Below are 20991 nucleotides of genomic sequence, written 5' to 3'. Positions count from 1 at the left end.
GGACTTGCGGTCATTCCGAAAAGTGTCTGAATCGCTGTCGCTCAGCTCAACTCACGTTTCAACATCAGGGAATGGGTGGATTGTTCCAGCGTTGCACGGTGACGATCAGGTGGCCTTCGCCGGTCAGGGATTTCCCTGCGTCGTCGACGGCGGCGATCACCTTGAGGTTGCCGGCATTGTTGGTGGACATCTTGCGTGCCGGATTCGGCCCGGCATCGCCCGGGGTGAACACGCCCGCGTCGGTCTGCATGGTGCCGGCGAACTTGACGTCCTCGTCCTCTTTGGCGCGCTCGTCGAAGGCTTCGACTTTCCATTGCGCCGGGAACACGCCGATGCGATACGGCTTGCCGTCGGCACCCTTGCCCCAGGCTTCGGCATCGAAGCGGCCCTGGACTTTCGGCGTCGAACCGCCGCCCTCGCCGATCCGTGCCACCGAGAATTCCGGCACCACTTTGACCGAGGCGATCCTGCTGTACACCGACAGGCTCGGGCCTTTCAGGCTGCCGACGCTGACCGCGCGCAGGCCCGGCTGGGCATTGGCTGCCGCTTTTACTTTGACCTTGATCCGGTCGGCGTTCTGCTCGACCACTTCGACTACGTCCACGCCTTTGCCGAAGTTCGGTTTGCCGCTCAGACCGCTGCCGATCAGGGTCACTTCGGTTTCGCTGCCGGCCTTCACATAACCTGGCTGCACCGCCAGCAAACGCTGCGAACCTTGTTTGGCGGCGACAAAGTCCAAACCGCGCTCATCGTGCTCGGCCTCGAACATCCGGCCCTGCATGGCGTTGCCTTGTGCGGCGAACACCTGACGCATGGTCACGCCATCGACGGTCACGTTGCCGCGCCATTCGTAGCCGCTGTAAAGGATTGCGCTGCCATCGCCGTTGAACGGGCTGCCGTCGGCGTACTGACCTTTGACGGCGACCTTGAAGGTGTCACTGCCATCGGCGGTGACGCTCATGGTGCCGGCCAGTTCACCCTTGCCCGGCAAGTGGCCGCTGAAGCTCCAGTCGCCGACCAAAGCTTCCGCTTTCGGTGCGGTTTTGATCCAGGACTGCCACGCCGGGTTGTCCAGCGGATAACGCTTGGCCAGCAGCGGGACCATTTCCTTGCGGGCGATATCGAACCAGTCACGATCACGGGACATGGCCTGATATTCCAGCGACGGCCATTGACCGAGGTGGAAATTCACCAGACGTTCCCATTCCTGAGCCGGACGCCGTTGCAGGGCGATCCGCGCGCCGGAGTGGCAGCGTCCGCACATCTGCGCGGTTTTCTCGTCGAACTGCTCGACGGTGTTCAACCGCCGTTCCAGTGCGTAACGCACGCCATCGGTTTCGCTGGGCGCCAGGCCCTGGGTGTCGGCGAGGTATTTGACCAGCGTGCGACGGTCGTCATCACTGATCTGCAAACCGTGCATGGTCTGCATCCGGGCGATGCTCATCAGCCAGCCTTCCGGGGTCTTGCGCTGGTGGCTGATGCGGCTCAACTGGTCGCCGGCTTCAGGGGTGTGACAGCCCTGGCAGGTTTCCTTGAGGATGGTCTGGGCATCGCGGGCTGCCAGACTGTACGGCGAATGCAGGGCCACGCAAGCGGCCACGGCCAGCAGGCTGGCGCTCATGCCTGATCGGAGTTTTCTCTTCATCAACGTCGAACCTCGCACGGTGCTTTCTTATTGTTGTGGCTTATCGTTTTTATGGTTTCTGCCGTTCGTGGCGATGCACGAACGGAGGCAAGCGAAACGTCTGCTGTGAGCAATACACGGAGCGTGCCAGCTTGCCGATAAGCTTTTCAATCAAGCAGTTACGTGAAGATCAAGGCGAAGTGGCGGTGCCGCCGGTGCTTGCCGGCGTCCAATTTCGCGACAGCTGTTGCAGTCTGAGACAAGCATAGTTGTTGCGGCGTCAGCGACATTGCGTCACGCGACAGATGACCCGGAGCTGACAGTATCCCCCATGAAAAACCTCCAGAAGAGTGACGCCTGCCGAACCCGCACGAAAACAAGCCCCACCAATGACGGGGCTCTTGTATTGGTTGTTTACCCGCGCCTAGCGAACAGAGTTGTCCGGGTGAACCTTGTAACGCCCACAATGGTTGCAAACCATCGAGCATTCACAGTGGGCGCCGGCCTTGGCTGCCAATGCCGCGGAATCACGCTGGGCCGCTTGAATTCGACGATCCCGGTGATACGCATACATGAGCAGCATACTGACGCCCATACACCACAGCCCCACAATTAAAGCCGCCATCATTTTCCCTCCATCATGGCAACACCGAATGAGGTAACGATTACGAAAAAACTGGTTGAAGCCATCCACGCACCTGCCCGAATCGTATCGACATCGGTCAAGTCGCCGATCAATAGCGCCGCAATCCCTGTCACCAGAAATCCAGTCCCCACGCCCATCGTAAAATTGGTTAGCCATCGAATGGTTAAGTTGTTCATCGACATCCCTGTGAAGACACTGACCCGCCAAATCCATGGCAGGAAAACCCTATACACCAAGCAACTTAGCTCGTACCTCATGCCTCCACCAGTCGGTAAAAACTGTCAGACGCGCGACTTTTCCTACACCTGAAACGGCCCGATTTCGCCAAGGCTCCGTGACAGCTGGATTGGCTTTGTAGGACGCGTATCTTGCTTCTCAACGGGTGTCGCGTTTTGAGACAAATTCACCCTCATTGCAACTCAAACTCTTCCTCCTTTCGCCCGTGCAACCGGGCTGTGCGCCACCTTCGAGCATTTGGCACAACCATTGCGAAAGCCCCTCTCGATCCCATCGAACAACAAGAGGTTTCGCCATGCCCCTGCCCTATCTGCTCCCTGCCACCTCGGCCTTTATCCAGCGCCCGCCACGCATGCTGATCGGCGGCGACTGGGTCGAAGCCACCGACGGCCAGACCATGCCGCTGCACAACCCGGCCACCGGTGAAGTGCTGTGCGTGGTACCGCGCGCCACGCCGGAAGATGTCGACCGCGCGGTGCTCGCCGCCCGGCAAGCCTTCGATGATTCAGCCTGGAGCCGAACCCGTCCGCGCGAGCGGCAGAACCTGCTGTGGAAACTCGCTGACCTGATGCAGCGCGACGCCGAGCTGCTGGCGCAACTGGAATGCCTGAACAACGGCAAGAGCGCGGCGGTGGCGCAGGTGATGGACGTGCAACTGGCCATCGACTTCCTGCGCTACATGGCCGGTTGGGCGACCAAGATCGAAGGTTCCAGCGTCGACGTTTCGTTGCCGCTGATGCCCGGCGATCAGTTCCACAGCTTCATCCGGCGCGAGGCGGTGGGCGTGGTCGGCGCCATCGTCGCCTGGAACTTCCCGTTGCTGCTGGCCTGCTGGAAGCTCGGCCCGGCGCTGGCCACCGGTTGCACCGTGGTGCTCAAACCGGCCGACGAAACCCCACTGACCGCGCTGAAACTGGCGGAGCTGGTGCTGGAAGCGGGTTACCCGGAAGGCGTGTTCAACGTGGTCACCGGCACCGGCATCACCGCAGGCTCCGCCCTGACCCACAATCCGCTGGTCGATAAGCTGACCTTCACCGGCTCGACCGCCGTCGGCAAGCAGATCGGCAAGATCGCCATGGACTCGATGACCCGGGTCACCCTGGAACTGGGCGGCAAATCACCGACCATCGTCATGGCCGACGCCGACCTGAAAACCGCCGCGGCGGGTGCGGCCAGTGCGATTTTCTTCAACCAGGGCCAGGTCTGCTGCGCCGGTTCGCGCCTGTATGTGCAGCGCAAGCATTTCGACAATGTGGTGGCCGATATCAGCGACATCGCCAATGCGATGAAACTCGGCAACGGCCTCGACCCGAGCATCGATATGGGCCCGCTGATTTCCGCGCGCCAGCAGGAGCGGGTCTACAACTACATCGAAATGGGCCGGGAAAGCGGCGCGACCATCGCCTGCGGTGGCGAGCAGTTCGGGCCGGGGTTCTTCGTCAAGCCGACGGTGATTGTCGATGTCGATCAGCGGCATTCGCTGGTGCAGGAAGAGATCTTCGGGCCGGTGCTGGTGGCGATTCCGTTCGATGACGAGGCCGATGCGCTGCGCATGGCCAATGACAGCCCTTACGGATTGGGCGCGAGCATCTGGTCGAACGATCTGGCGGCGGTGCACCGGATGATTCCGCGGATCAAATCGGGATCGGTGTGGGTCAACTGCCACAGCGCGCTGGATCCGGCGCTGCCGTTTGGCGGCTACAAGATGTCCGGGATCGGGCGCGAGATGGGGTATGCGGCGATCGAGCATTACACCGAACTGAAGTCGGTGTTGATCAAGTTGTAATGACTGCGCTCACGGCTCAGGGTTTGAAACCCTGGGCCAACAGCCACCCGCGAACGGCTCGCCCCTGCTCAAGCGTCAATCCCGCCAACACCTGATCCGCCGGTTCATCGCGCAAGCGCCGCACCAGCGGAGCCAGCTCGACACCTTGCACATGCCAGATCCCCAGCGGTTGATCCGCCGTGATCACCACCTCGGCTTCATCGACAAACCCGTCACGCAACACCGGCATTCGTTCGATCCGCAACGCGGAAAAATCCACCGCAGCATGGGCCACTTCAGCGTCCGGCCACTGTCGCCGCGCCTGCCAGAACGGCCGATCGAGCCAGCGCTGTTCATCGGCATAAAAGTCCCGACCGATCCGCGCAAAGCGCAGGAACAACTGCTCCACACGTTGCCGGTGAAAACGTTGCGCCAGCGCCGCCCGCTCAGGTTTACGCAACAGCGTGTTGATCACCACCGGCGCCTGCAACGCCGAGGACAGCGACTGAAAGATCCCGTTGCCCGACAGCGGGTCCACTGCCATCGCTGCATCGCCGACACGAATCCAGTTTTCGCCACAGACCTTCGGGGCAAGGATCGCGGTGCTGCTGCGAGCGTGCAGTTGCAACTCCAATTCCTGCCCGCCGGCGAAGAAGGATTGAGTAAAATCCGAGGCCAGACGTCGCGCGCGGCAGTAATCGAGCAACTGCGCCTTGCCCGGCAATTGGGCGCTGGCCACATCCACTGTCCACTGCCAATAACACTGACCATCGTCCCGTCGAGCCATCCACGCCCAACCGTCCTCGAGGCTTTCCACGGCACTGGCAGTCACACCCGGCGTGCCTTGCCAGCGATTGAGCAGGCTGACCGTCTCCGGCCCGCGCAGACCTTTGCCCGACGCTGGCGCCTGTCGCCCACGGGCTTCCACCAGAAAATCTGCCGTCAGCCTCTGCCCGCCATCAAGTTCTACCTGATGGCCGTCGGCCGAGGACTGAACATTCAAAATCCGCCCTTCAATCACCTCAACTCCGGCCACCCGCAGATCTTCCCGCAAACCGCGATCAAAGGTAGGGCGATCCAGCAGAAACTCGATGTTCTGCGCATGCTGCTGACCGTTCCACGAAACCTGCCTTTGGGACGGCAACGTGGCATTCGCCAAAGCATGATTCAACCCGGCACCGCGCAACGCCTCCAGCACCCGTTGCGAGACACCTTCGAGCGCCGCAAACCGCCGCCATTCGCTGACCAGCGTCACGGGGTAACCCAGTCGTCGCAGCCCCAATGCAACCACTGCACCGGCCGGACCGGCACCGAGAATCAGGCTCGCAGTCATGGGCCGAAACGCCGTTCAGGACCACGATAACGAGCGTGCTGTTTCAGCCAGTCGATAACTTCGGCATTGCTCGCCTGCGGATGCTCCAGCAGATAACGGGCAATATGCCCGCTCAACGCTGCACACCCCAGACTGGCCCCGGACTGCCCCGGATAAGTGCCACGAACACACGCGGCAAAATCCGCCTGCGCACTATCGAGCCATGACCATTGCTCATCGGTGCAACGGGCATCGCCGGTCACCCGCAGCACCTGCGGATAACTCGCCGGAAACACCGCCGCGCCCTGTGCCGGGCTCGACGCACACAGCAACACTCCACGGGCCACCGCCGCCGCGCAGGCTTCGCGCAACAGGCTGCGATCCTGGCGCAGGCCCAGGCTCAGATTGATCAGCCGCACGTCCTGCGCCACCAGCCAGTCGATGGCCGAGGCGATCTGCAATGCACTGGTAACGCCGCGCTGATCGAATACCTGCGCCACGCAAATCTGTGCGGCGGGTGCCCGACGACTGATCGCTTCGATCACCGCGCTGCCATGCCCGAGGGGATCGTCGCGCAAATCGGATTCAGCCAGACCATCCTCCAGCAACGAGAATCGCCGCCCGGCAATCACCTGCACCCGTTGCGCTGCGGAGTGTCCGCTGTCGACCACACCAATCCGCAACTCAGGCTTCATGCAGCACCGTTTTCGAAATCAGCACACCGTCGAGCAATTCGAAACGCAGATCGGCATCGGCCAGGGTCGACGGACGATGGCTTATGAGGATCCGCGTGCGCCCGGCAAACAACCGGTCGATGGCTTCGATCACTTCGCGCTCGGTGGTTTCGTCGACGGCCGATGTAGCCTCGTCGAGCACCAGAATCAGCGGATCCTGCAACAGCGCCCGGGCAATCGCGATCCGCTGTTTCTGCCCGCCGGACAGTTGCTGACCGCGCTCGCCCAAAGGACTGTCGAGGCCCTCGGGTAACGACGCGATCAAGCTGTCGAGTTGCGCCAGCCGTGCGACTTCTGCGATGGCTTCGCGGCTGGCGTCCGGCACCGCGTAAGCCAGGTTGTCGGCGAGGCTGCCGCGAAACAGCACGATGTCCTGACTGACCACGGCGATGCGTCGGCGCAGTTCGAACAGTTCCAGTTCACGCAGGTCCACTTCGCCGAGCAACACCCGCCCGGACTGCGGATCGTGATGCCGTTGCAGCAGATCGATCAGAGTCGATTTGCCAACGCCGGAGCCGCCACTCAAGGCGACTTTCAAACCGTAGGGAATCGTCGCTTCGATCCCGCTCAACGTACTTGGGCGGCCCGGATGGCTGAAGTGCACCGCGTCGAAACGCAGCTCGCCCGAAGTCGGAAACGGTTTCGGCGCGGCTGGTGAAAACACCGTGGGTTCTTCGCCACGCAACTCCATGACTCGCCCAAGACTGACGGTCATCCGCTGGATCGCCACGTACAACCCCAACAGGCTCTGCACCGGCCCGACCGCCATCCCCAAATAGGTGGAAAACGCGATCAGCGCGCCGAGTTGCCAGGTGCCCTGCACCACCCAATATCCGCCGATCAGAAACGCACAGGCGCGGGACAGCGAGGTCAACGTACCGGGCACGGCCTGAGTGAAAAACTCGGTGACTTGCAGGCGCAGCAACTGGTTCATGTAGCCCTGCCCGAGGCTTTCCAGACGCCGCGCTTCACGCTGTTGCTGGCCGGCGGACTGGATGAATTTCATCACCGGCAAGGTCTCGACCATGAACGACGACATGTCCGCCGAACGCTCGCGCAACTGCCGCACATCGCGCTCGACCTTGCGCCGCATCCAGCGCAGCCACAGCACATCGAGCGGGATCAGTACCAGCGCCAGCAACGAGAGTTTCCAAGACAGAGTGAGCAGCATCACGATCGCCACCACCAAGCCGATCACGCTCGATACCGTCGAGAACAACGAGTCCACGGCAAAGCGCTGAATCTCCGCCACATCGCCGTCGAGCCGCGACATCAGATCGCCGATCCGGCGCTGACCGTAGAAGCTCGGCGAGAGCTTCTGCAAATGCCGGTAAAGGTCATCGCGCAGGGCAAACAGAATCCGCCCGGACAGGCGCGTGTGCAGATAGCGGTTGATCCCCGACAACGCCGTGCCGAGCAGTCCCGCGATGATCATCAACACCGCGATCAGTACCAGCATCGGAAAGTTGCGCGCCAGCAGCCCGTCGTCGATCAGCAGTTTGATCAGCCACGGCTGCACCAGCACCAGCAGCGACGCGCACACCGAAAGACCGAGCAGGCCGGCAATGGCCAAACGCTGCGGCCGCACGAAACCGTACAGCCAACGCAACGCCGCTTGCAGTGCGGCGGGGTTCTGGCTGTCGATCAGCCGCACGAACAGGCGCTGCATCACGAGCGCAACTGTTTGAGTTTGCGGTACAGAGTCGCGCGGCTGATGCCGAGGGCGTCGGCCGCGGCCGAGACGTTGCCCTGATGGGTGTCGAGGGACTGGCGGATCATCTCCAGTTCGTTCTCGCGAATGCTGCCGGTGTGGGGTTTCTCGGTGGCGGACAGTTCGTCGAGCATGCTGTCGGGCAGGTGATCGAGGGTCAGCACCGTTTCACCGGGTTCGCGCATGGCCAAAGCGGTGCGCAAGACCATTTCCAGTTGGCGGATGTTGCCCGGCCAGTGATAACCCGCGAGCAGGCGATTGAGGTCGTCGTGCAGTACGGCGTTCGGCGCGTCGAGTTTATTCAGCAGCCGAGTGACCAGCGCGCTGAAGTCATCGCGCTCACGCAGGGCCGGGAGCATCACGCTGATGCCGTTGACCCGGTAGAACAGGTCCTCGCGAAATTGCTTGTCTTCGACCTGACGCTTGAGGTCGCGGTGGGTGGCGCAGATCAGCGCGACGTCGATGTCCTGCTCTTCCCCGGCACCCAGCGGCGCGACCTTACGATCCTGCAAAACGCGCAGCAAACGCGCCTGCAAGGCCAGCGGCATGTCGCCGATTTCATCGAGGAACAAGGTGCCGCCGTGGGCCTGTTGCAGGCGCCCGATCATGCCGCCCCGGCGCGATCCGGTGAATGCGCCTTCGCGGTAGCCGAACAGTTCCGACTCGATCAGGCCTTCGGGAATTGCCGCACAGTTCACGGCCACGAACGGTTTGTCGCTGCGGCTGCCGGCCAGGTGCAGGGCACGGGCGATCACTTCTTTACCGGTGCCGGTTTCGCCGAGCAACAGCACCGGTAGTTCATTGGCGAGACCTTGGCGGGCCATGCGCAGGGCTCGAGCGTAGCGAGGGTTGTTGCCGGCCAGTGCTTCCAGATCCGGCTGTGCCTTGGCGGTTTTCGCCACGCTGCGCGGCGGGCCGCCGAGGTTGACCGAACGCGCTGGGGCTCGCAGGGTCTTGTAGAAAAATTCGCCCTTGGCGGTCTGCACACTGCCGACGCCCCCCTGTTGTAGACGGGTCAGCAATTGCACGCCATCGACCCCGAGAAATTCTTCGCAACGCCGTCCGACCAGCGCCGAACGTTCGGCCCGCAGCAACTGGCAGGCCTGGGCGCTGACCGCCAGAATCTGCCCGCCGAGACTGACCGCGAGCAGGCCTTGCCATGGCGATTCGAGATACTGGCGGCGACTGTGGAAGGCGAGGACGATTTGATCGGGAAAGCTGTTGTTGAACACCCGGCTCTCGATCTGGCTGACCGCCATGCTCAGCAGCGCGGTGCTGTCGTGGACGCGGCCGAGCGGGCCTTCGCGGGTCAGGTCGAGGACGCCAAGAATTTCGCCCTGAGGGCAATGAATCGGCACCGAGGTGCAGGAAAAATCGGTGAGGCGGTCGAGGTAGTGTTCGCCGCAATCAATCAGGGTGGGCCGCGCTTCGACCAACGCCGTGCCGAGGGCGTTGGTACCACGAGCGGCTTCGCTCCAGCAGGCGCCGAGGGTGATGTCCTGCAGACCGCTGCCCTTGAGCCGGTCGGCACGTCCCTCGACCGCAAGGATGGTGGCGTCGGAATTGGCGAGGATGATCAGGCCTTCCTTGCCCTGACGTTCGGCCAGGTAATCGATAGCCGGTATCGCCGCATCGATCAGCAGGCGATTGCTCGCCAGCAACACATCGAGACTGGCGCTCGACTCCAGCGCCAACTCATGTTTGCCATTGAAATGCACGCCGTGGCTCAGGCTGCGCCGCCACGAAGCATCGATCTCCGCACGCAACACGCCATCCGGGACCTGCCCTTCGAGATGGAGTTTTTCCCGGGCCAGCCGGGCTTCGTGGTGAGACTTGGGATCGGTTGTTTTTATAAGAGTCATCAAGCGCTCCGGAGCGGTCCGCTTTGCGCTTTTTTACATCAGCGCCCTGACGCCAATGTTTACGTTAACGTCAGGGCGATGGCAAGCACCACAGGGCGCTTCGTCAGGTGGATTGCCTCAGCGCTGCCACACCTCGCCATTCACGAAAAACGCCCGGGCATTGTCTTCGAGACTTTCCAGGTGATAACCACCCTCCTGCACGATCAGGCATGGCAGGCCCAGGCTGCGAATCCGCTCGCCCAATGTTGCAAAACCTTCACGGGTCACGGCGACTTTGCTTTGCGGATCCAGCTCATAGATATCGAAGCCCAGCGACAGCACCAGCACCTCCGCGCCAAACTCACGTAGCGCGTTCAACGCGACGTCCAGTTGCCCGAGGAAATCCGCTTCGCTTGAACCATGGACCATCGGCAGGTTGAGATTGAAGCCCTCCCCCGCGCCGCTGCCGCGTTCGTCGGCGAATCCGGCGACGCCCGGATAGAAGTTGGTCGGATCGCCATGCACCGAGACGTAAAGCACGTCATCGCGGTCGTAAAAAATCTCCTGGATGCCCTGACCGTGGTGCATGTCGGTGTCGAGCACGGCGACTTTTTCAAACTTGTCACGCAGCACCTGCGCCGCCACCGCCGCGTTGTTCACGTAGCAGAAACCGCCCGCCGCTTCGGCCCGGGCATGATGCCCCGGCGGACGGCACAAGGCGTAGGCCGCAGGCTCGCCATCGATCAGCGCTTGAGCCCCGGCCACCGCGCTTTGCGCTGACCAATAAGCCGATCGCCAGGTCTGCTCGCCGACTGGACAACTGCCGTCCGCCAGATAGCGCGCCGCCTGGGCGAGGATGCCGCGCAAGGCGTTGGGCTCGCGGACGAAAATGTTCGACATCACCTCGTCGCCCCAGTCTTCGGGGATTTCTTTCCAGCGTGCGTGCGCTTCCTGAAGAAAGGTCAGATACGGCGCGCCATGCACCACCAGCAACGGTGCGAGGCCGGCATCGGCGGGCTGCTCGACACTGAAGCCCAGACCGTGGGCGGCCTGAACCAGACGCTGCGCACGCTCGGGAACTTCTTGCGGCGTACGCATCTGCCCGCGCGAGTAATAGCTGCGTGGATGGTGGAGCAATTGTTCGGGGTGGAAAAAACTGCGCATGGTTCAGGCTCCCTGTTCGATTCGACCGGCACGGGCCAGTACGGCGTTGAGCAATACATCGGTGCCCTGCTTCACATCTTCGGGCAACACGTCTTCGGCTTCGTTGTGGCTCAAGCCGCCAACGCACGGGATGAACACCATCGCCGTCGGGCAATAGCGCGCGAGGTGAATCGCGTCATGCCCGGCGCCGCTGACAATCGACTGCTGAGCGTAGCCCAGCGCATCCACCGCCTCTTGCACGGCCGCCACGCATTCGGCGTCGAACGGCGTGGCCGGGCTGATCCAGTGCGGGGTGATCGTCAGGTTCAGGCCTCGACCATCGGCGATCGCCTGTAAGCGGGCGCGGACTTGTTGCTCCATGGCGGCAATGGCGTCGTCGCGGTGATGACGCAGATCGACGGTGAAATTCACCAGCCCCGGAATGGTGTTGCGCGAGGATTTGTTGATGCTCAACTCGCCGACAGTGGTCAGGCCTTCGGGGGCAAAATCTGCGGCCAGACCTTCGATTGCCTGAATCATCCGCGCCACACCGTACAGCGCGTCTTTGCGCAGCGGCATCGGCGTGGTGCCGGCGTGGGCGGCCATGCCTTCCACGCGCACATCGAGCCAGCGGATCGCCTGACCGCCCGTGACTACGCCGATGCTTTTGGCGTTGTCTTCAAGGATCGGGCCTTGCTCGATGTGCGCTTCAAAATACGCGTCCACCGCGCCGCCCAACGGGCGATCACCGGCGTAACCGGTACGTTGCAAGGCTTCGGCAACGCTGATGCCATCGATATCGCGCACCGCCAGCGCGGCGTTCAGATCCATGATCCCGGTGAACACCGCCGAGCCGAACATGGCCGGGGTGAAGCGCGCGCCTTCTTCGTTCGTCCACACCGCCACTTCCAGCGGTTTGCGGGTCTGGATGTTCTGGTCATTGAGGCAACGCACCACTTCCAGCCCGGCGAGCACGCCGTAGACGCCGTCGAATCGCCCGCCTTCGGGCTGGGTGTCGAGGTGGCTGCCCATCATCACCGGCGCGGCGTCCGAATCGGTGCCGGCGCGACGGGCGAACAGGTTGCCGATGGCGTCCACGCTCAAGGTCATGCCGGCTTCGCGGCACCAGTGGGCGAACAGTTCGCGACCGGCCTTGTCTTCGTCGCTCAATGCCAGACGGCAGCTGCCGCCTCGGGCTGTCGCACCGATTTCGGCCATGGCCATCAGGCTCGCCCACAGGCGTTCGCCATTGATTTTCAACATGAGTTTCTCCTGAAATTCCGGGTCAGGCGCGGGCCATTTCCGCGCGATGGGCGCTGGCGTGACGACGGGCGAGGGACAGCACGCAGACCAGCGATATGCCGGCGATCAGGCTGTAGAACACCGCCATCGGCCACCATTGCCCGGTGAACTTGTGCGCCAGCATCGTGCCGATCAGAGGCGTCAGCCCACCGGCCACCGCGCCGCAAATCTGATAGGCCAGCGAGATCGCGGTGTAGCGCACGCGGGTCTCGAACATGCCGCTGACGTACCCGGCAATCACCGCGTAGAACGAGGCCATGCACACCACCGCCAGCGCGATGCCGAGGATGATCAGCGGCGCCTGGGCCGAGCTGACCAGCACAAACATCGGATACGGCGAGGCCATCGCCAGCAGCGACACCAGGCACAGGAAACGTGTCGCGCCGATCTTCTCCGCCGTCCACGCGGCCAGCGGCTGGATGCAGAACTGGATGATCGCAACGAAGAACAGGCATTCGAGAATCAGCGAGCGCGGCAGCGCCAGTTGCTGAGTGGTGTAGGCGATCATGAAAGTGTTGGTGAAATACACGCCAGCGATGCCCAGCGTGTTGGCACCGATGCACAGCAACAGCGGCCGCCACGCGGTGCGCAGGACTTCCATTACCGGCGCCTGTTCTTTCTTGATTTGCTTGCTGGCCTGCTCGCGGCTGGCGAGGAACTCCGGCGACTCGTTCACGCCCAGGCGAATCGCCAGGCCCACCAGCAGCAACAGCGCACTGGCGAGGAACGGCAGACGCCAGCCCCAGCTCATCAGGTCTTCTTCCGGCAAACGGGTCACGGCACTGAAGGCCAGCAGCGACAGGATCAAACCTGCCGGACTACCCAGTTGCGCGAACGAAGCGAAGAAATTGCGCCGGCCCTTCGGCGCGTGCTCGCCAGCCATCAACACCGCCCCGCCCCACTCGCCACCGACGGCGATGCCCTGGACGATGCGCAGCAAAATCAGCAGCACCGGCGCCGTCGCGCCGATCTGCGCGTAGGTCGGCAGCAGACCGATGCACACCGTGACCACGCCCATCATCAACAGCGTGATGATCAGCGATTTCTTGCGGCCGATGCGGTCGCCAATATGGCCGAAGATGATCCCGCCCAATGGCCGGGCAAAGAAGCCTACGGCGAAGGTTCCGAACGCCGCCATGGTGCTGAACAGCGGATCGTCGGAAGGAAAGAACAGCGCGCCGAACACCAGCGCGGCGGCGGTGGCGTAGATGTAAAAGTCGTACCACTCGATCATGGTGCCGATGAAGGCAGCGGCGGCCGCACGGCGCGGCTGGTTCGAAGCGTGGGGCTTCATGGGGTCGGGCTCCTTTGATTGTTTTTTTGGCAGGAGGAAAACGTAAATCCGAGGCGCTCTGGCGGCGCCTGTCGTGGGGGTGATTTATCGTCCCGGGGCTATGATTAGTCAATTTTCTATTTATTATTCCGAGTATTACCTAAACTTATAATAGAGAGCCGCCATGGCTGAACGTGATGTACAACGCCTGCTCAACGACCGCCTCGACTGGAACCTGCTGCGCACCTTCCGGGTGATCGGCCAGGAGCTGAGCATCAGCCGCGCCGCCGCGCGTCTGCACCTGACCCAACCGGCGGTGAGCCAGGCACTCAAGCGTCTGGAGGAGCAACTGGGCCGCCAGTTGATCGCCCGACGCGGCCCGCGCTTCGCCCTCACCGAAGTCGGCGAGCAGATTTTCGAACTGGCCGGCGAGATCTACGGGCAAATGTCCCAAGTCAGCAGCCTGCTGGAGCAACCGGCCGCCGAAGTGATCGGCAAGGTACGACTGCTGATCATCAGCCGGATCTTTTCCGAGCGTTTCGATGACTTCCTCGCTGACTTTCATCGGCAGTATCCACGGGTGGATCTGGAGGTGGATGTGATGCGCAGTTCGGACATCGTCAGCGCGCTTCAGGAGAAAACCGCGACCCTTGGTCTGAGCCTCAATCGGCGCCCGCAACCGCGTCTGGAACAGCGTCTGTTTCTGCGTCAACGCTATGCGTTTTTCTGTGGCAAACACCACGCGCTGTTTGGCCGACAGGACATCGGCGAAGGCGATTTGCAGCGGGAAAACTTCGTCAGTTTTACCAGCGACCAGATTGGCGGGATGCTCTCGCCGCTGACGATTTTTCGTGATCAGCAAGGCTTCAGCGGACGCATCGTCGCCTCATCGCCAAGCCTTGAGGAAGTGCGGCGACTGGTGATCGCCGGGTTCGGTATCGGTTGTTTGCCGGAGCACGTGGTGGCGGCGGACGTCGAGGCCGGATTGCTCTGGCGCCTGCCGCCCCACGAGGGGATTGCCGATGTCGACATTCATCTGCTATGGAACCGCGACCAGCGCATGAGTCGCGCCGAAACGCTGTTCATCGAGCGTTTACAGGCCTGTCTGGCGGATCAATAGCCGAGCAGTCGATCCGCGCTGTTGAGCAGCGGTTCGCCGGCGTTCAAACGGCGAAAGTTCTCGGCGATCTGCTCGGCGATGCAGTCGTGCGAAGCCGCCGAAGCCATGTGCGGGGTGACGGTTACACCCGGAGTTTTCCACAGCGAATGCTCGGCGGGCAGCGGTTCCTGCTCGAAGACATCCAGCAATGCACCGCGCAGTTTTCCACGGGCCAGTGCCTGTTGCAGATCATCGATGTTCAGGTGCCCGCCGCGTCCGACGTTGACCAGCGCCGCGCCGTTGGCCATTCGTTCGAAAGTCTGCTGATTGAGGATGCCGCGAGTCTCCTGGGTGAGCGGCAACAGATTGATCAGCAACTCCACGCCGTCGAGGAACGGGTTGAAGGCATCGCTGCCGGCGAAGGTCTGCACGCCCGGCAAATCCTTGCTGCTACGCGCCCAGCCCCGCACCTCGTAACCGGCGCTGGCCAGGTCTTGGGCGATCGCGCTGCCGAGCGAGCCGAGGCCCATCACCCCGATCCGGAACTCATGGGCCGGGCGCTGCAGCGGTCGCTCCCAATGCTGGTGGCGTTGTTGCTCGAGCACTTGATCGAAGCCGCGATGAAAATGAATCACCGCCCAGCGCACATACTCGGTCATGCCTTGGCGATGGCCGGGATCAACCACCCTGCACACTGGCAAATCCGGGCACGACGGATCGTGCTCCAAATGATCGATACCGGCGGCGACCGAGTGAATCACTTGCAGATTGGGCAACGCGGCGAGGCTGTCCGGCAGCGGAAACCAGCACGCCGCGATCTGCGCATTCGCCGCCCGGGGATCGTCGGCCAGCACCGCTGAAAGCTGCGGCGCACGGCGGGCAAAGGCCTCCTGCAATTGTTTGAGCAACAGCGTATCGCGGGACATCAGTGCAACGGTATTCATGACAGATAGGACTCGCGCTGGGATTCGATCAGGGTCAGAGCGGCCTCCCAGGCCAGGTCGATGATGTTGTCCTGCTCATCGCGGTCGAACTGTTCGGCGGTGTGGGCGCAGACTTCCGGCGACGGGAAATGCAGCTCGCAACCGCCGGCCAACGCTTGCACTTGCGCCTGGCAGGCGCGCTCCAGAAAGTGGATTTCCTGGAATGCCTGGGCCACGCTCGAACCACCGACCAGCAAGCCGTGGTTGCGCAGGATCATCGCTCGGTGCGGGCCGAGATCGGCGATCAAACGCTCACGTTCATCCAGCGACAGCGCGATGCCTTCGTAGGTGTGGTAAGCAAGTTTTCCGTAGAACTTCAGTGCGTGCTGACTGATCGGCAGCAGGCCTTGTTTCTGCGCGGCGACGGCCATGCCGGCGGCCGTGTGGGTGTGGATCACGCAGTTCAGATCCGGCCGCGCCATGTGGATCGCCGAATGGATCACGAAGCCGGCGGCGTTGACCCGATGCCCGGCGTATTCAGGATCGACGATGCGCCCGTCCTGATCGATGCGCACCATATCGGAAGCGCGCATGCGGTCGAAAATCACCCCGTAGCGGTTGATCAGGAAATGATGCTCCGGCCCCGGAATCCGCAGAGTGATGTGGGTGTCGATCAGGTCGGTCATGCGAAAGTGCGCGATCAATCGGTACAACGCCGCGAGCTCGCAACGGGCTTGCCATTCGATCGGGTCAATATGGGCGGGCTTACTCACGAATACACCTCTTTGCTGGTATGAAGGACGACCGGGTTGGCCCGCAAGCGCGCGAGGCCGCAGACACCGATCAGGGACAGGGCCGACAGCAGCGTGAAGAACACCGCCAATGGCAGCCACTGTCCGGAGAACTTGCTGGCCAGCAGCGTGCCGATCAGCGGCGTGGTGCCGCCGGCTACTGCGCAGCTCAATTGGTAAGCGATGGAAATGCCCGAGTAACGCAGGTGCACCGGGAAGGCCTGGGTCATGTACCCGGCGATCACCGCGTACAAAGCCGAGAGAATCACCACCGCGACGGCGATGCCGAGGGTCATCAACAGAATGTTTTGAGTGCCGACCAGCAGGAACATCGGATAGGGCGTGACCATGCACAGCAACGCGACCAGCATCAGGAACCGCCCTTCGCCGATGCGCTCGGCGAGCAGCGCCGACAACGGTTGCGAGAGCAACTGAATGACCGTCACCAGGAACAGGCAGTCGAGAATGGTCGAGCGCGGGATGCCCTGATATTGGGTGACGTAGGTGATCATGAAGGTGTTGGTGAAGAAGAAGCCGGCCGAGCCGATGGTGACGGCGGCGGCAGCAAACAGGATCTGCTGCCAGCACTGCCGGATCACGTCTTTCACCGGGTACTTCGCCGTCTCGTTGTTGTCCTTGGCCTTGGCGAATTCCGGCGACTCATGCACCCCGGAGCGGATCATCAGGCCGACCATCATCAACACGCCGCTGGCGAGAAACGGCAGACGCCAGCCCCAGGCGAGGAAGTCTTCCGGCGACAGCGACGTCACCAGTCGAAACGCGATCAACGCCAGCAGCAAACCCGCCGGGCTGCCGAGCTGGGCGAACGAGGCGTAAAAGGTTTTGCGTTTGGCCGGTGCGTGCTCACTGGCCATCAACACCGCCCCGCCCCACTCGCCGCCGACGGAGATGCCCTGAATCAGGCGTAATACGATCAGCCCGATCGGCGCCCAGATGCCGACGCTGGCGTAGCTCGGCAACAGACCGATACCCGCCGTGGCCAAGCCCATCAGTGCCATGGTCACCAGCAACATTTTCTTGCGGCCGAGGCGATCACCCAAATGGCCGAACACCATGCCGGCCATCGGACGGGCGATGAAGCCGACGGCGAAACTGCCGAACGCGGCGAGCGTGCTGGTCACTGGATCGCTGCTGGGAAAGAACACTTGCCCGAGTACCAATGCAGCGGCGGTGGCGTAGATGTAGAAATCGTAGAACTCGATGGTCGTGCCAATGAAGGCAGCGGCCGCGGCGCGACGCGGCTGAGCGGTGGTGTGCATGCAAGAACCCTGTGTATTTATAGTTTTGGGCAGGTATCGAGGCGGCTGACGGTCGCGCTCTGTGGCGCTTGTGGGCTTTATCGCTTCCGTGACAGGATTAGTCAATTTTCAAAAACTTATCTTTACTATTAGCGTGGCTACTACATGACCTCTATCGCTAATCCCTGGATCGGCCGACGCTTTCTCAATGATCGGCTCGACTGGAACCTGCTGCGCACGTATTTGGTGATCGGTCAGGAAGGCAGCATGAGTCGCGCCGCTGCGCGATTGCACATCACGCAGTCGGCGGTCAGTCAGGCGTTGAAACGTCTCGAAGAGCAACTGGATTGTGTATTGATTGCCCGCAGCGGACGGCGCTTTGATCTGACGGAAACCGGGGAAGAAGTCCTGCGGATTGCGGCGGATATCTATGGCGATATTTCCCGTTTGGGCACGGTGGTCGAGAATCGCCATGACGACGTGGTGGGCAAGATTCGCATACTCACTGTAAGTGGCGTGCAGGCGCGGCATTACGATGAGTTCCTCGCGGACTTCCACGAAACTCACCCGAAAATCGAACTGGAAGTCGAGGTGATGGGCAGCTCGAACATCATCAGTTCATTGCTGCAGAAGACCGCTACGGTGGGAGTGGGATTGTGTCGTCTACCGCAGCCGAGGCTGGAACAACGAGTATTGTTTCGTGAGCGCTATGCGTACTTTTGCGGACAGCGACATCGATTGTTCGGGCAACAGAATCTGACGCTGGAGCAACTGGCGGCAGAGAACTTTGTCAGTTTCACCAGCGATCAGCTCGGCGGCAATCTTTCGCCGTTGACGCTGTTTCGTGACCAGCAGGGCTTTACCGGCAAGATCGTAGCCTCTTCCACCAGTTTCGAAGAGATTTACCGCCTGATCTGTGCAGGGTTCGGGATTGGTTGCTTGCCGATTCACCTGGTTCGACGGGATGTCGAACAGGGCTTGCTGTGGCGTTTGCCGCCGGAGGATGGGGTGGTGGATTTCGATATTCAGCTGCTGTGGAATCGCGAGCAGAAGATGACTCAGGCGGAAACGGTGTTCCTCGACAGCTTCCAGCACATGCTCAGCTTGCGTGAGCCTGTGCTGTGAAGCTGCAGCGGATTAGACGTGGGGATCGCCCGGCGCTTTGGTCGGCGCCGCGTATTGCGGCTTGAGATGACCGTCCTGGTCGAGTAGCCAGGCGTCCATGATCTGCCGTACCACGGGACCTGCGACCCGGCCACCGGCCTCGCCGTTTTCGATCATCACCGAGATCGCGATTTTTGGATGTTCGGCGGGCGCAAAGCCAACGAACAAGGCGTTGTCACGGTGACGTTCGAGGGTTTTCTCGCGGTTGTAGCGCTCACCCTGCTTGATCGCCACTACTTGCGCCGTACCACTCTTGCCGGCGATGCGGTATTGCGCACCGGCCGCCGCCGCACGGGCAATGCCTCGGGCATCGTGCATCACCATCTGCATGCCGTGGTTGACCTGTTCCCAGTCACGCGGATCCTTGAGCAGGATGTTCGGCATCGGGTGTTCGTCCACCGGCGCTACACCGTCGACAGTCTTGGCCAGGTGCGGACGGTTCCAGATGCCCTTGTTGGCAATCAGTGCGGTGGCTTGAGCCAGTTGCAACGGCGTGACCTGCATGTAGCCCTGACCGATGCCGAGGATCACGGTTTCGCCGGGGAACCAGGCTTGTCGGCGCGTGGCGCGCTTCCATGCCTGGGACGGCATCAGGCCGGGTGACTCCTCGAACATGTCCAGCGAGACTTTCTCGCCGAGACCGAACATCGCCATGTAGTCATGCAGGCGATCGATGCCGAGCTTGTGCGCCAAGTCGTAGAAGTAGGTGTCGTTGGAGCGCATGATCGCCGCGTCCATGTCCACCCAGCCGTCGCCGCTGTGGTTCCAGTTGCGGTATTTGTGGTCGAAGTCCGGGAGTTGGTAGTAGCCAGGATCGAAGACTCGGGTCTGAGGCGTGACCACGCCGGCATCGAGACCAGCGATGGCCACTTCCGGCTTGATCGTCGAACCGGGTGCATACAGGCCACGCAGTACGCGGTTAAACAACGGGCGGTCGATTGAGTCGCGCAGCGCGGAATATTCCTTGGAACTGATACCGGTCACGAACAAGTTGGGGTCGAAGCTGGGGTTGCTGACCATGGCCAGCACTTCACCGGTCGATGGGTCTAGTGCAACGACCGAGCCGCGACGGTCGCCGAGTGCGGCTTCGGCGGCTTCCTGGAGTTTGACGTCGAGGCTCAGGACGATGTTTTTGCCGGGTACCGGATCGGTGTGTTTTAGCACGCGCAGGACGCGGCCCTGAGCATTGGTTTCTACTTCCTCGTATCCGACGTGGCCGTGCAGCTGTGGCTCGTAGAAGCGTTCGATACCGGTCTTGCCGATGGATTGGGTGCCGCGGTATTCGACGGAATCGAGAGTCTTGGATTCTTTCTCGTTGATGCGGCCGACGTAGCCGATCGAGTGTGCGAAGTGTGCGCCCAGCGGGTAGTTACGAACGAATTGCGGCTCGACATCCAGGCCGGGCAAGCGGAACTCGTTGACTGCCAGCACGGCGATCTGTTCTTCGGTCAGTTCATAGAACAGCGTTACGGGTGTAAACGGGTGACGCGACTGCTTCATGGCCTTGTCGAAGACTGTGCGGTCTTCAGCGGGCAGGTGCAGGAGGCTAATGACTTCATCCAGCTCCTGGTTGACGTCGGTCGCGCGTTCGCGGGTGATGGTCAGGTTGTAGCTGGGACGGTTGTCGGCCAGCAATACGCCGTTGCGATCGTAAATCAAGCCGCGTGTCGGCGGGATCGGCAGGACATGGACGCGGTTGTTTTCGGAGATAGTCGAGTGGTAGTCGAACTCGACGACTTGCAGGATGTACAGGCGCACAACCAGGGCGCAACTGACAGCGAAGACGAACAAGGCACAGGCGATCAGGCGTTTGTTGACCAATCGCGTCTCTTTTTCGTGATCCTTGATAGGGATGGGTTCGGGCATTTCTGCAGCCACTCTTTGACAAAAAATGAGCGCCGATCCTTGGGCGTGACATCAGTCCGTTAAAAAACGAGCTGCACCATACCAAAAACGGAGCGGTCATTTCAGAGGGATTTCCCCAATGGTTGCAGTAACGGCGGTCGGACCACTTTCCTGCGGGCAAAACAAAACCCCAACTGCTTTCGCAATTGGGGTTTCGGAATTCAATCTTGACGATGACCTACTCTCACATGGGGAAACCCCACACTACCATCGGCGATGCATCGTTTCACTTCTGAGTTCGGGATGGGATCAGGTGGTTCCA

The 20991-nt window shown here is 61.8% G+C and carries 16 protein-coding genes and 1 rRNA gene; 3 read left to right on the top strand and 14 right to left on the bottom strand.

Annotation, left to right across the window (positions count from 1 at the left end):
- Positions 1–64: 64 nt before the first annotated feature.
- On the bottom strand, positions 65–1645 hold the full coding sequence (gene peaA / locus CAF74_RS26650) for a quinohemoprotein amine dehydrogenase subunit alpha (protein WP_085748331.1): 1581 nt from the start codon (positions 1643–1645) through the stop codon (positions 65–67).
- Positions 1646–2248: 603 nt separating this feature from the next.
- Positions 2249–2446, bottom strand: a complete 198-nt coding sequence (locus tag CAF74_RS26640; RefSeq protein WP_007953098.1) for a hypothetical protein — start codon at positions 2444–2446, stop codon at positions 2249–2251.
- A gap of 356 nt (positions 2447–2802) precedes the next feature.
- On the opposite strand from CAF74_RS26640, the gene CAF74_RS26635 reads away from it, so the two are divergent.
- Entirely contained in the window at positions 2803–4293 is a 1491-nt protein-coding gene (locus CAF74_RS26635; RefSeq protein ID WP_085748330.1) for an aldehyde dehydrogenase, read from the top strand.
- A gap of 16 nt (positions 4294–4309) precedes the next feature.
- Here the strand turns inward: CAF74_RS26635 and CAF74_RS26630 are convergent, their stop codons facing one another.
- The 7 genes from CAF74_RS26630 to CAF74_RS26600 all read right to left on the bottom strand — a co-directional run bounded on the left by CAF74_RS26630 (position 4310) and on the right by CAF74_RS26600 (position 13609).
- Positions 4310–5605: an NAD(P)/FAD-dependent oxidoreductase gene (locus tag CAF74_RS26630; RefSeq protein ID WP_085748329.1), complete on the bottom strand. Its 1296-nt coding sequence runs from the start codon at positions 5603–5605 to the stop codon at positions 4310–4312.
- Positions 5602–6279: a S8 family serine peptidase gene (locus tag CAF74_RS26625; RefSeq protein WP_085748328.1), complete on the bottom strand. Its 678-nt coding sequence runs from the start codon at positions 6277–6279 to the stop codon at positions 5602–5604. The genes CAF74_RS26630 and CAF74_RS26625 overlap by 4 nt, the downstream gene beginning before the upstream one ends.
- Positions 6269–7987, bottom strand: a complete 1719-nt coding sequence (locus CAF74_RS26620) for an ABC transporter ATP-binding protein (protein ID WP_085748327.1) — start codon at positions 7985–7987, stop codon at positions 6269–6271. The genes CAF74_RS26625 and CAF74_RS26620 overlap by 11 nt, the downstream gene beginning before the upstream one ends.
- Complete coding sequence (locus tag CAF74_RS26615) at positions 7987–9891, bottom strand: sigma-54-dependent Fis family transcriptional regulator (protein ID WP_085748326.1); 1905 nt, start codon at positions 9889–9891, stop codon at positions 7987–7989. The genes CAF74_RS26620 and CAF74_RS26615 overlap by 1 nt, the downstream gene beginning before the upstream one ends.
- A gap of 117 nt (positions 9892–10008) precedes the next feature.
- Positions 10009–11034, bottom strand: a complete 1026-nt coding sequence (locus tag CAF74_RS26610) for a histone deacetylase family protein (protein ID WP_085748325.1) — start codon at positions 11032–11034, stop codon at positions 10009–10011.
- Positions 11035–11037: 3 nt separating this feature from the next.
- Complete coding sequence (locus tag CAF74_RS26605) at positions 11038–12276, bottom strand: Zn-dependent hydrolase (RefSeq protein WP_085748324.1); 1239 nt, start codon at positions 12274–12276, stop codon at positions 11038–11040.
- Positions 12277–12298: 22 nt separating this feature from the next.
- Complete coding sequence (locus CAF74_RS26600; RefSeq protein WP_085748323.1) at positions 12299–13609, bottom strand: MFS transporter; 1311 nt, start codon at positions 13607–13609, stop codon at positions 12299–12301.
- Between the two features lie 163 nt (positions 13610–13772).
- On the opposite strand from CAF74_RS26600, the gene CAF74_RS26595 reads away from it, so the two are divergent.
- On the top strand, positions 13773–14708 hold the full coding sequence (locus tag CAF74_RS26595; RefSeq protein WP_085748322.1) for a LysR family transcriptional regulator: 936 nt from the start codon (positions 13773–13775) through the stop codon (positions 14706–14708).
- Here the strand turns inward: CAF74_RS26595 and CAF74_RS26590 are convergent.
- The 3 genes from CAF74_RS26590 to CAF74_RS26580 are packed head-to-tail and all read right to left on the bottom strand — an operon-like array spanning position 14702 to position 17681.
- On the bottom strand, positions 14702–15631 hold the full coding sequence (locus CAF74_RS26590; RefSeq protein WP_085748321.1) for a glyoxylate/hydroxypyruvate reductase A: 930 nt from the start codon (positions 15629–15631) through the stop codon (positions 14702–14704). The two genes, CAF74_RS26595 and CAF74_RS26590, sit on opposite strands and share 7 nt — an antisense overlap.
- Positions 15628–16383, bottom strand: coding sequence for a class II aldolase/adducin family protein (locus tag CAF74_RS26585; protein ID WP_085748320.1), 756 nt, complete (start codon positions 16381–16383; stop codon positions 15628–15630). The genes CAF74_RS26590 and CAF74_RS26585 overlap by 4 nt, the downstream gene beginning before the upstream one ends.
- Positions 16380–17681, bottom strand: a complete 1302-nt coding sequence (locus CAF74_RS26580) for an MFS transporter (RefSeq protein WP_085748319.1) — start codon at positions 17679–17681, stop codon at positions 16380–16382. Before CAF74_RS26580 ends, CAF74_RS26585 begins: the two co-directional genes overlap by 4 nt.
- A 144-nt stretch (positions 17682–17825) precedes the next feature.
- Between CAF74_RS26580 and CAF74_RS26575 the strand changes: the two genes are divergently transcribed.
- Positions 17826–18785 (top strand): LysR family transcriptional regulator, encoded by a 960-nt coding sequence (locus CAF74_RS26575; RefSeq protein WP_085748318.1) that lies wholly within the window; start codon positions 17826–17828, stop codon positions 18783–18785.
- 12 nt (positions 18786–18797) lie between these two features.
- Here CAF74_RS26575 and mrdA read toward each other — a convergent pair whose 3' ends face one another.
- Both mrdA and rrf read right to left on the bottom strand, forming a co-directional pair.
- Entirely contained in the window at positions 18798–20690 is a 1893-nt protein-coding gene (gene mrdA, locus CAF74_RS26570; RefSeq protein ID WP_085748317.1) for a penicillin-binding protein 2, read from the bottom strand.
- Between the two features lie 204 nt (positions 20691–20894).
- Positions 20895–20991 (bottom strand): 5S ribosomal RNA (rrf, locus tag CAF74_RS26565); the annotation flags it as partial.

The organism is Pseudomonas sp. R45(2017), from assembly GCF_002112305.1.
GTDB lineage: Bacteria > Pseudomonadota > Gammaproteobacteria > Pseudomonadales > Pseudomonadaceae > Aquipseudomonas > Aquipseudomonas paraglycinae.
Note: the sequence above shows the minus strand (reverse complement) of the source record. Positions and strands in the feature narration are given on the sequence as shown.

Coding starts and splice junctions, on each gene's coding strand:
- peaA (WP_085748331.1), bottom strand. CDS start 1,645: ATGAAGAGAAAACTCCGATCAGGCATGAGCGCCAGCCTGCTGGCCGTG.
- CAF74_RS26640 (WP_007953098.1), bottom strand. CDS start 2,446: ATGAACAACTTAACCATTCGATGGCTAACCAATTTTACGATGGGCGTG.
- CAF74_RS26635 (WP_085748330.1), top strand. CDS start 2,803: ATGCCCCTGCCCTATCTGCTCCCTGCCACCTCGGCCTTTATCCAGCGC.
- CAF74_RS26630 (WP_085748329.1), bottom strand. CDS start 5,605: ATGACTGCGAGCCTGATTCTCGGTGCCGGTCCGGCCGGTGCAGTGGTT.
- CAF74_RS26625 (WP_085748328.1), bottom strand. CDS start 6,279: ATGAAGCCTGAGTTGCGGATTGGTGTGGTCGACAGCGGACACTCCGCA.
- CAF74_RS26620 (WP_085748327.1), bottom strand. CDS start 7,987: ATGCAGCGCCTGTTCGTGCGGCTGATCGACAGCCAGAACCCCGCCGCA.
- CAF74_RS26615 (WP_085748326.1), bottom strand. CDS start 9,891: ATGACTCTTATAAAAACAACCGATCCCAAGTCTCACCACGAAGCCCGG.
- CAF74_RS26610 (WP_085748325.1), bottom strand. CDS start 11,034: ATGCGCAGTTTTTTCCACCCCGAACAATTGCTCCACCATCCACGCAGC.
- CAF74_RS26605 (WP_085748324.1), bottom strand. CDS start 12,276: ATGTTGAAAATCAATGGCGAACGCCTGTGGGCGAGCCTGATGGCCATG.
- CAF74_RS26600 (WP_085748323.1), bottom strand. CDS start 13,609: ATGAAGCCCCACGCTTCGAACCAGCCGCGCCGTGCGGCCGCCGCTGCC.
- CAF74_RS26595 (WP_085748322.1), top strand. CDS start 13,773: ATGGCTGAACGTGATGTACAACGCCTGCTCAACGACCGCCTCGACTGG.
- CAF74_RS26590 (WP_085748321.1), bottom strand. CDS start 15,631: ATGAATACCGTTGCACTGATGTCCCGCGATACGCTGTTGCTCAAACAA.
- CAF74_RS26580 (WP_085748319.1), bottom strand. CDS start 17,681: ATGCACACCACCGCTCAGCCGCGTCGCGCCGCGGCCGCTGCCTTCATT.
- CAF74_RS26575 (WP_085748318.1), top strand. CDS start 17,826: ATGACCTCTATCGCTAATCCCTGGATCGGCCGACGCTTTCTCAATGAT.
- mrdA (WP_085748317.1), bottom strand. CDS start 20,690: ATGCCCGAACCCATCCCTATCAAGGATCACGAAAAAGAGACGCGATTG.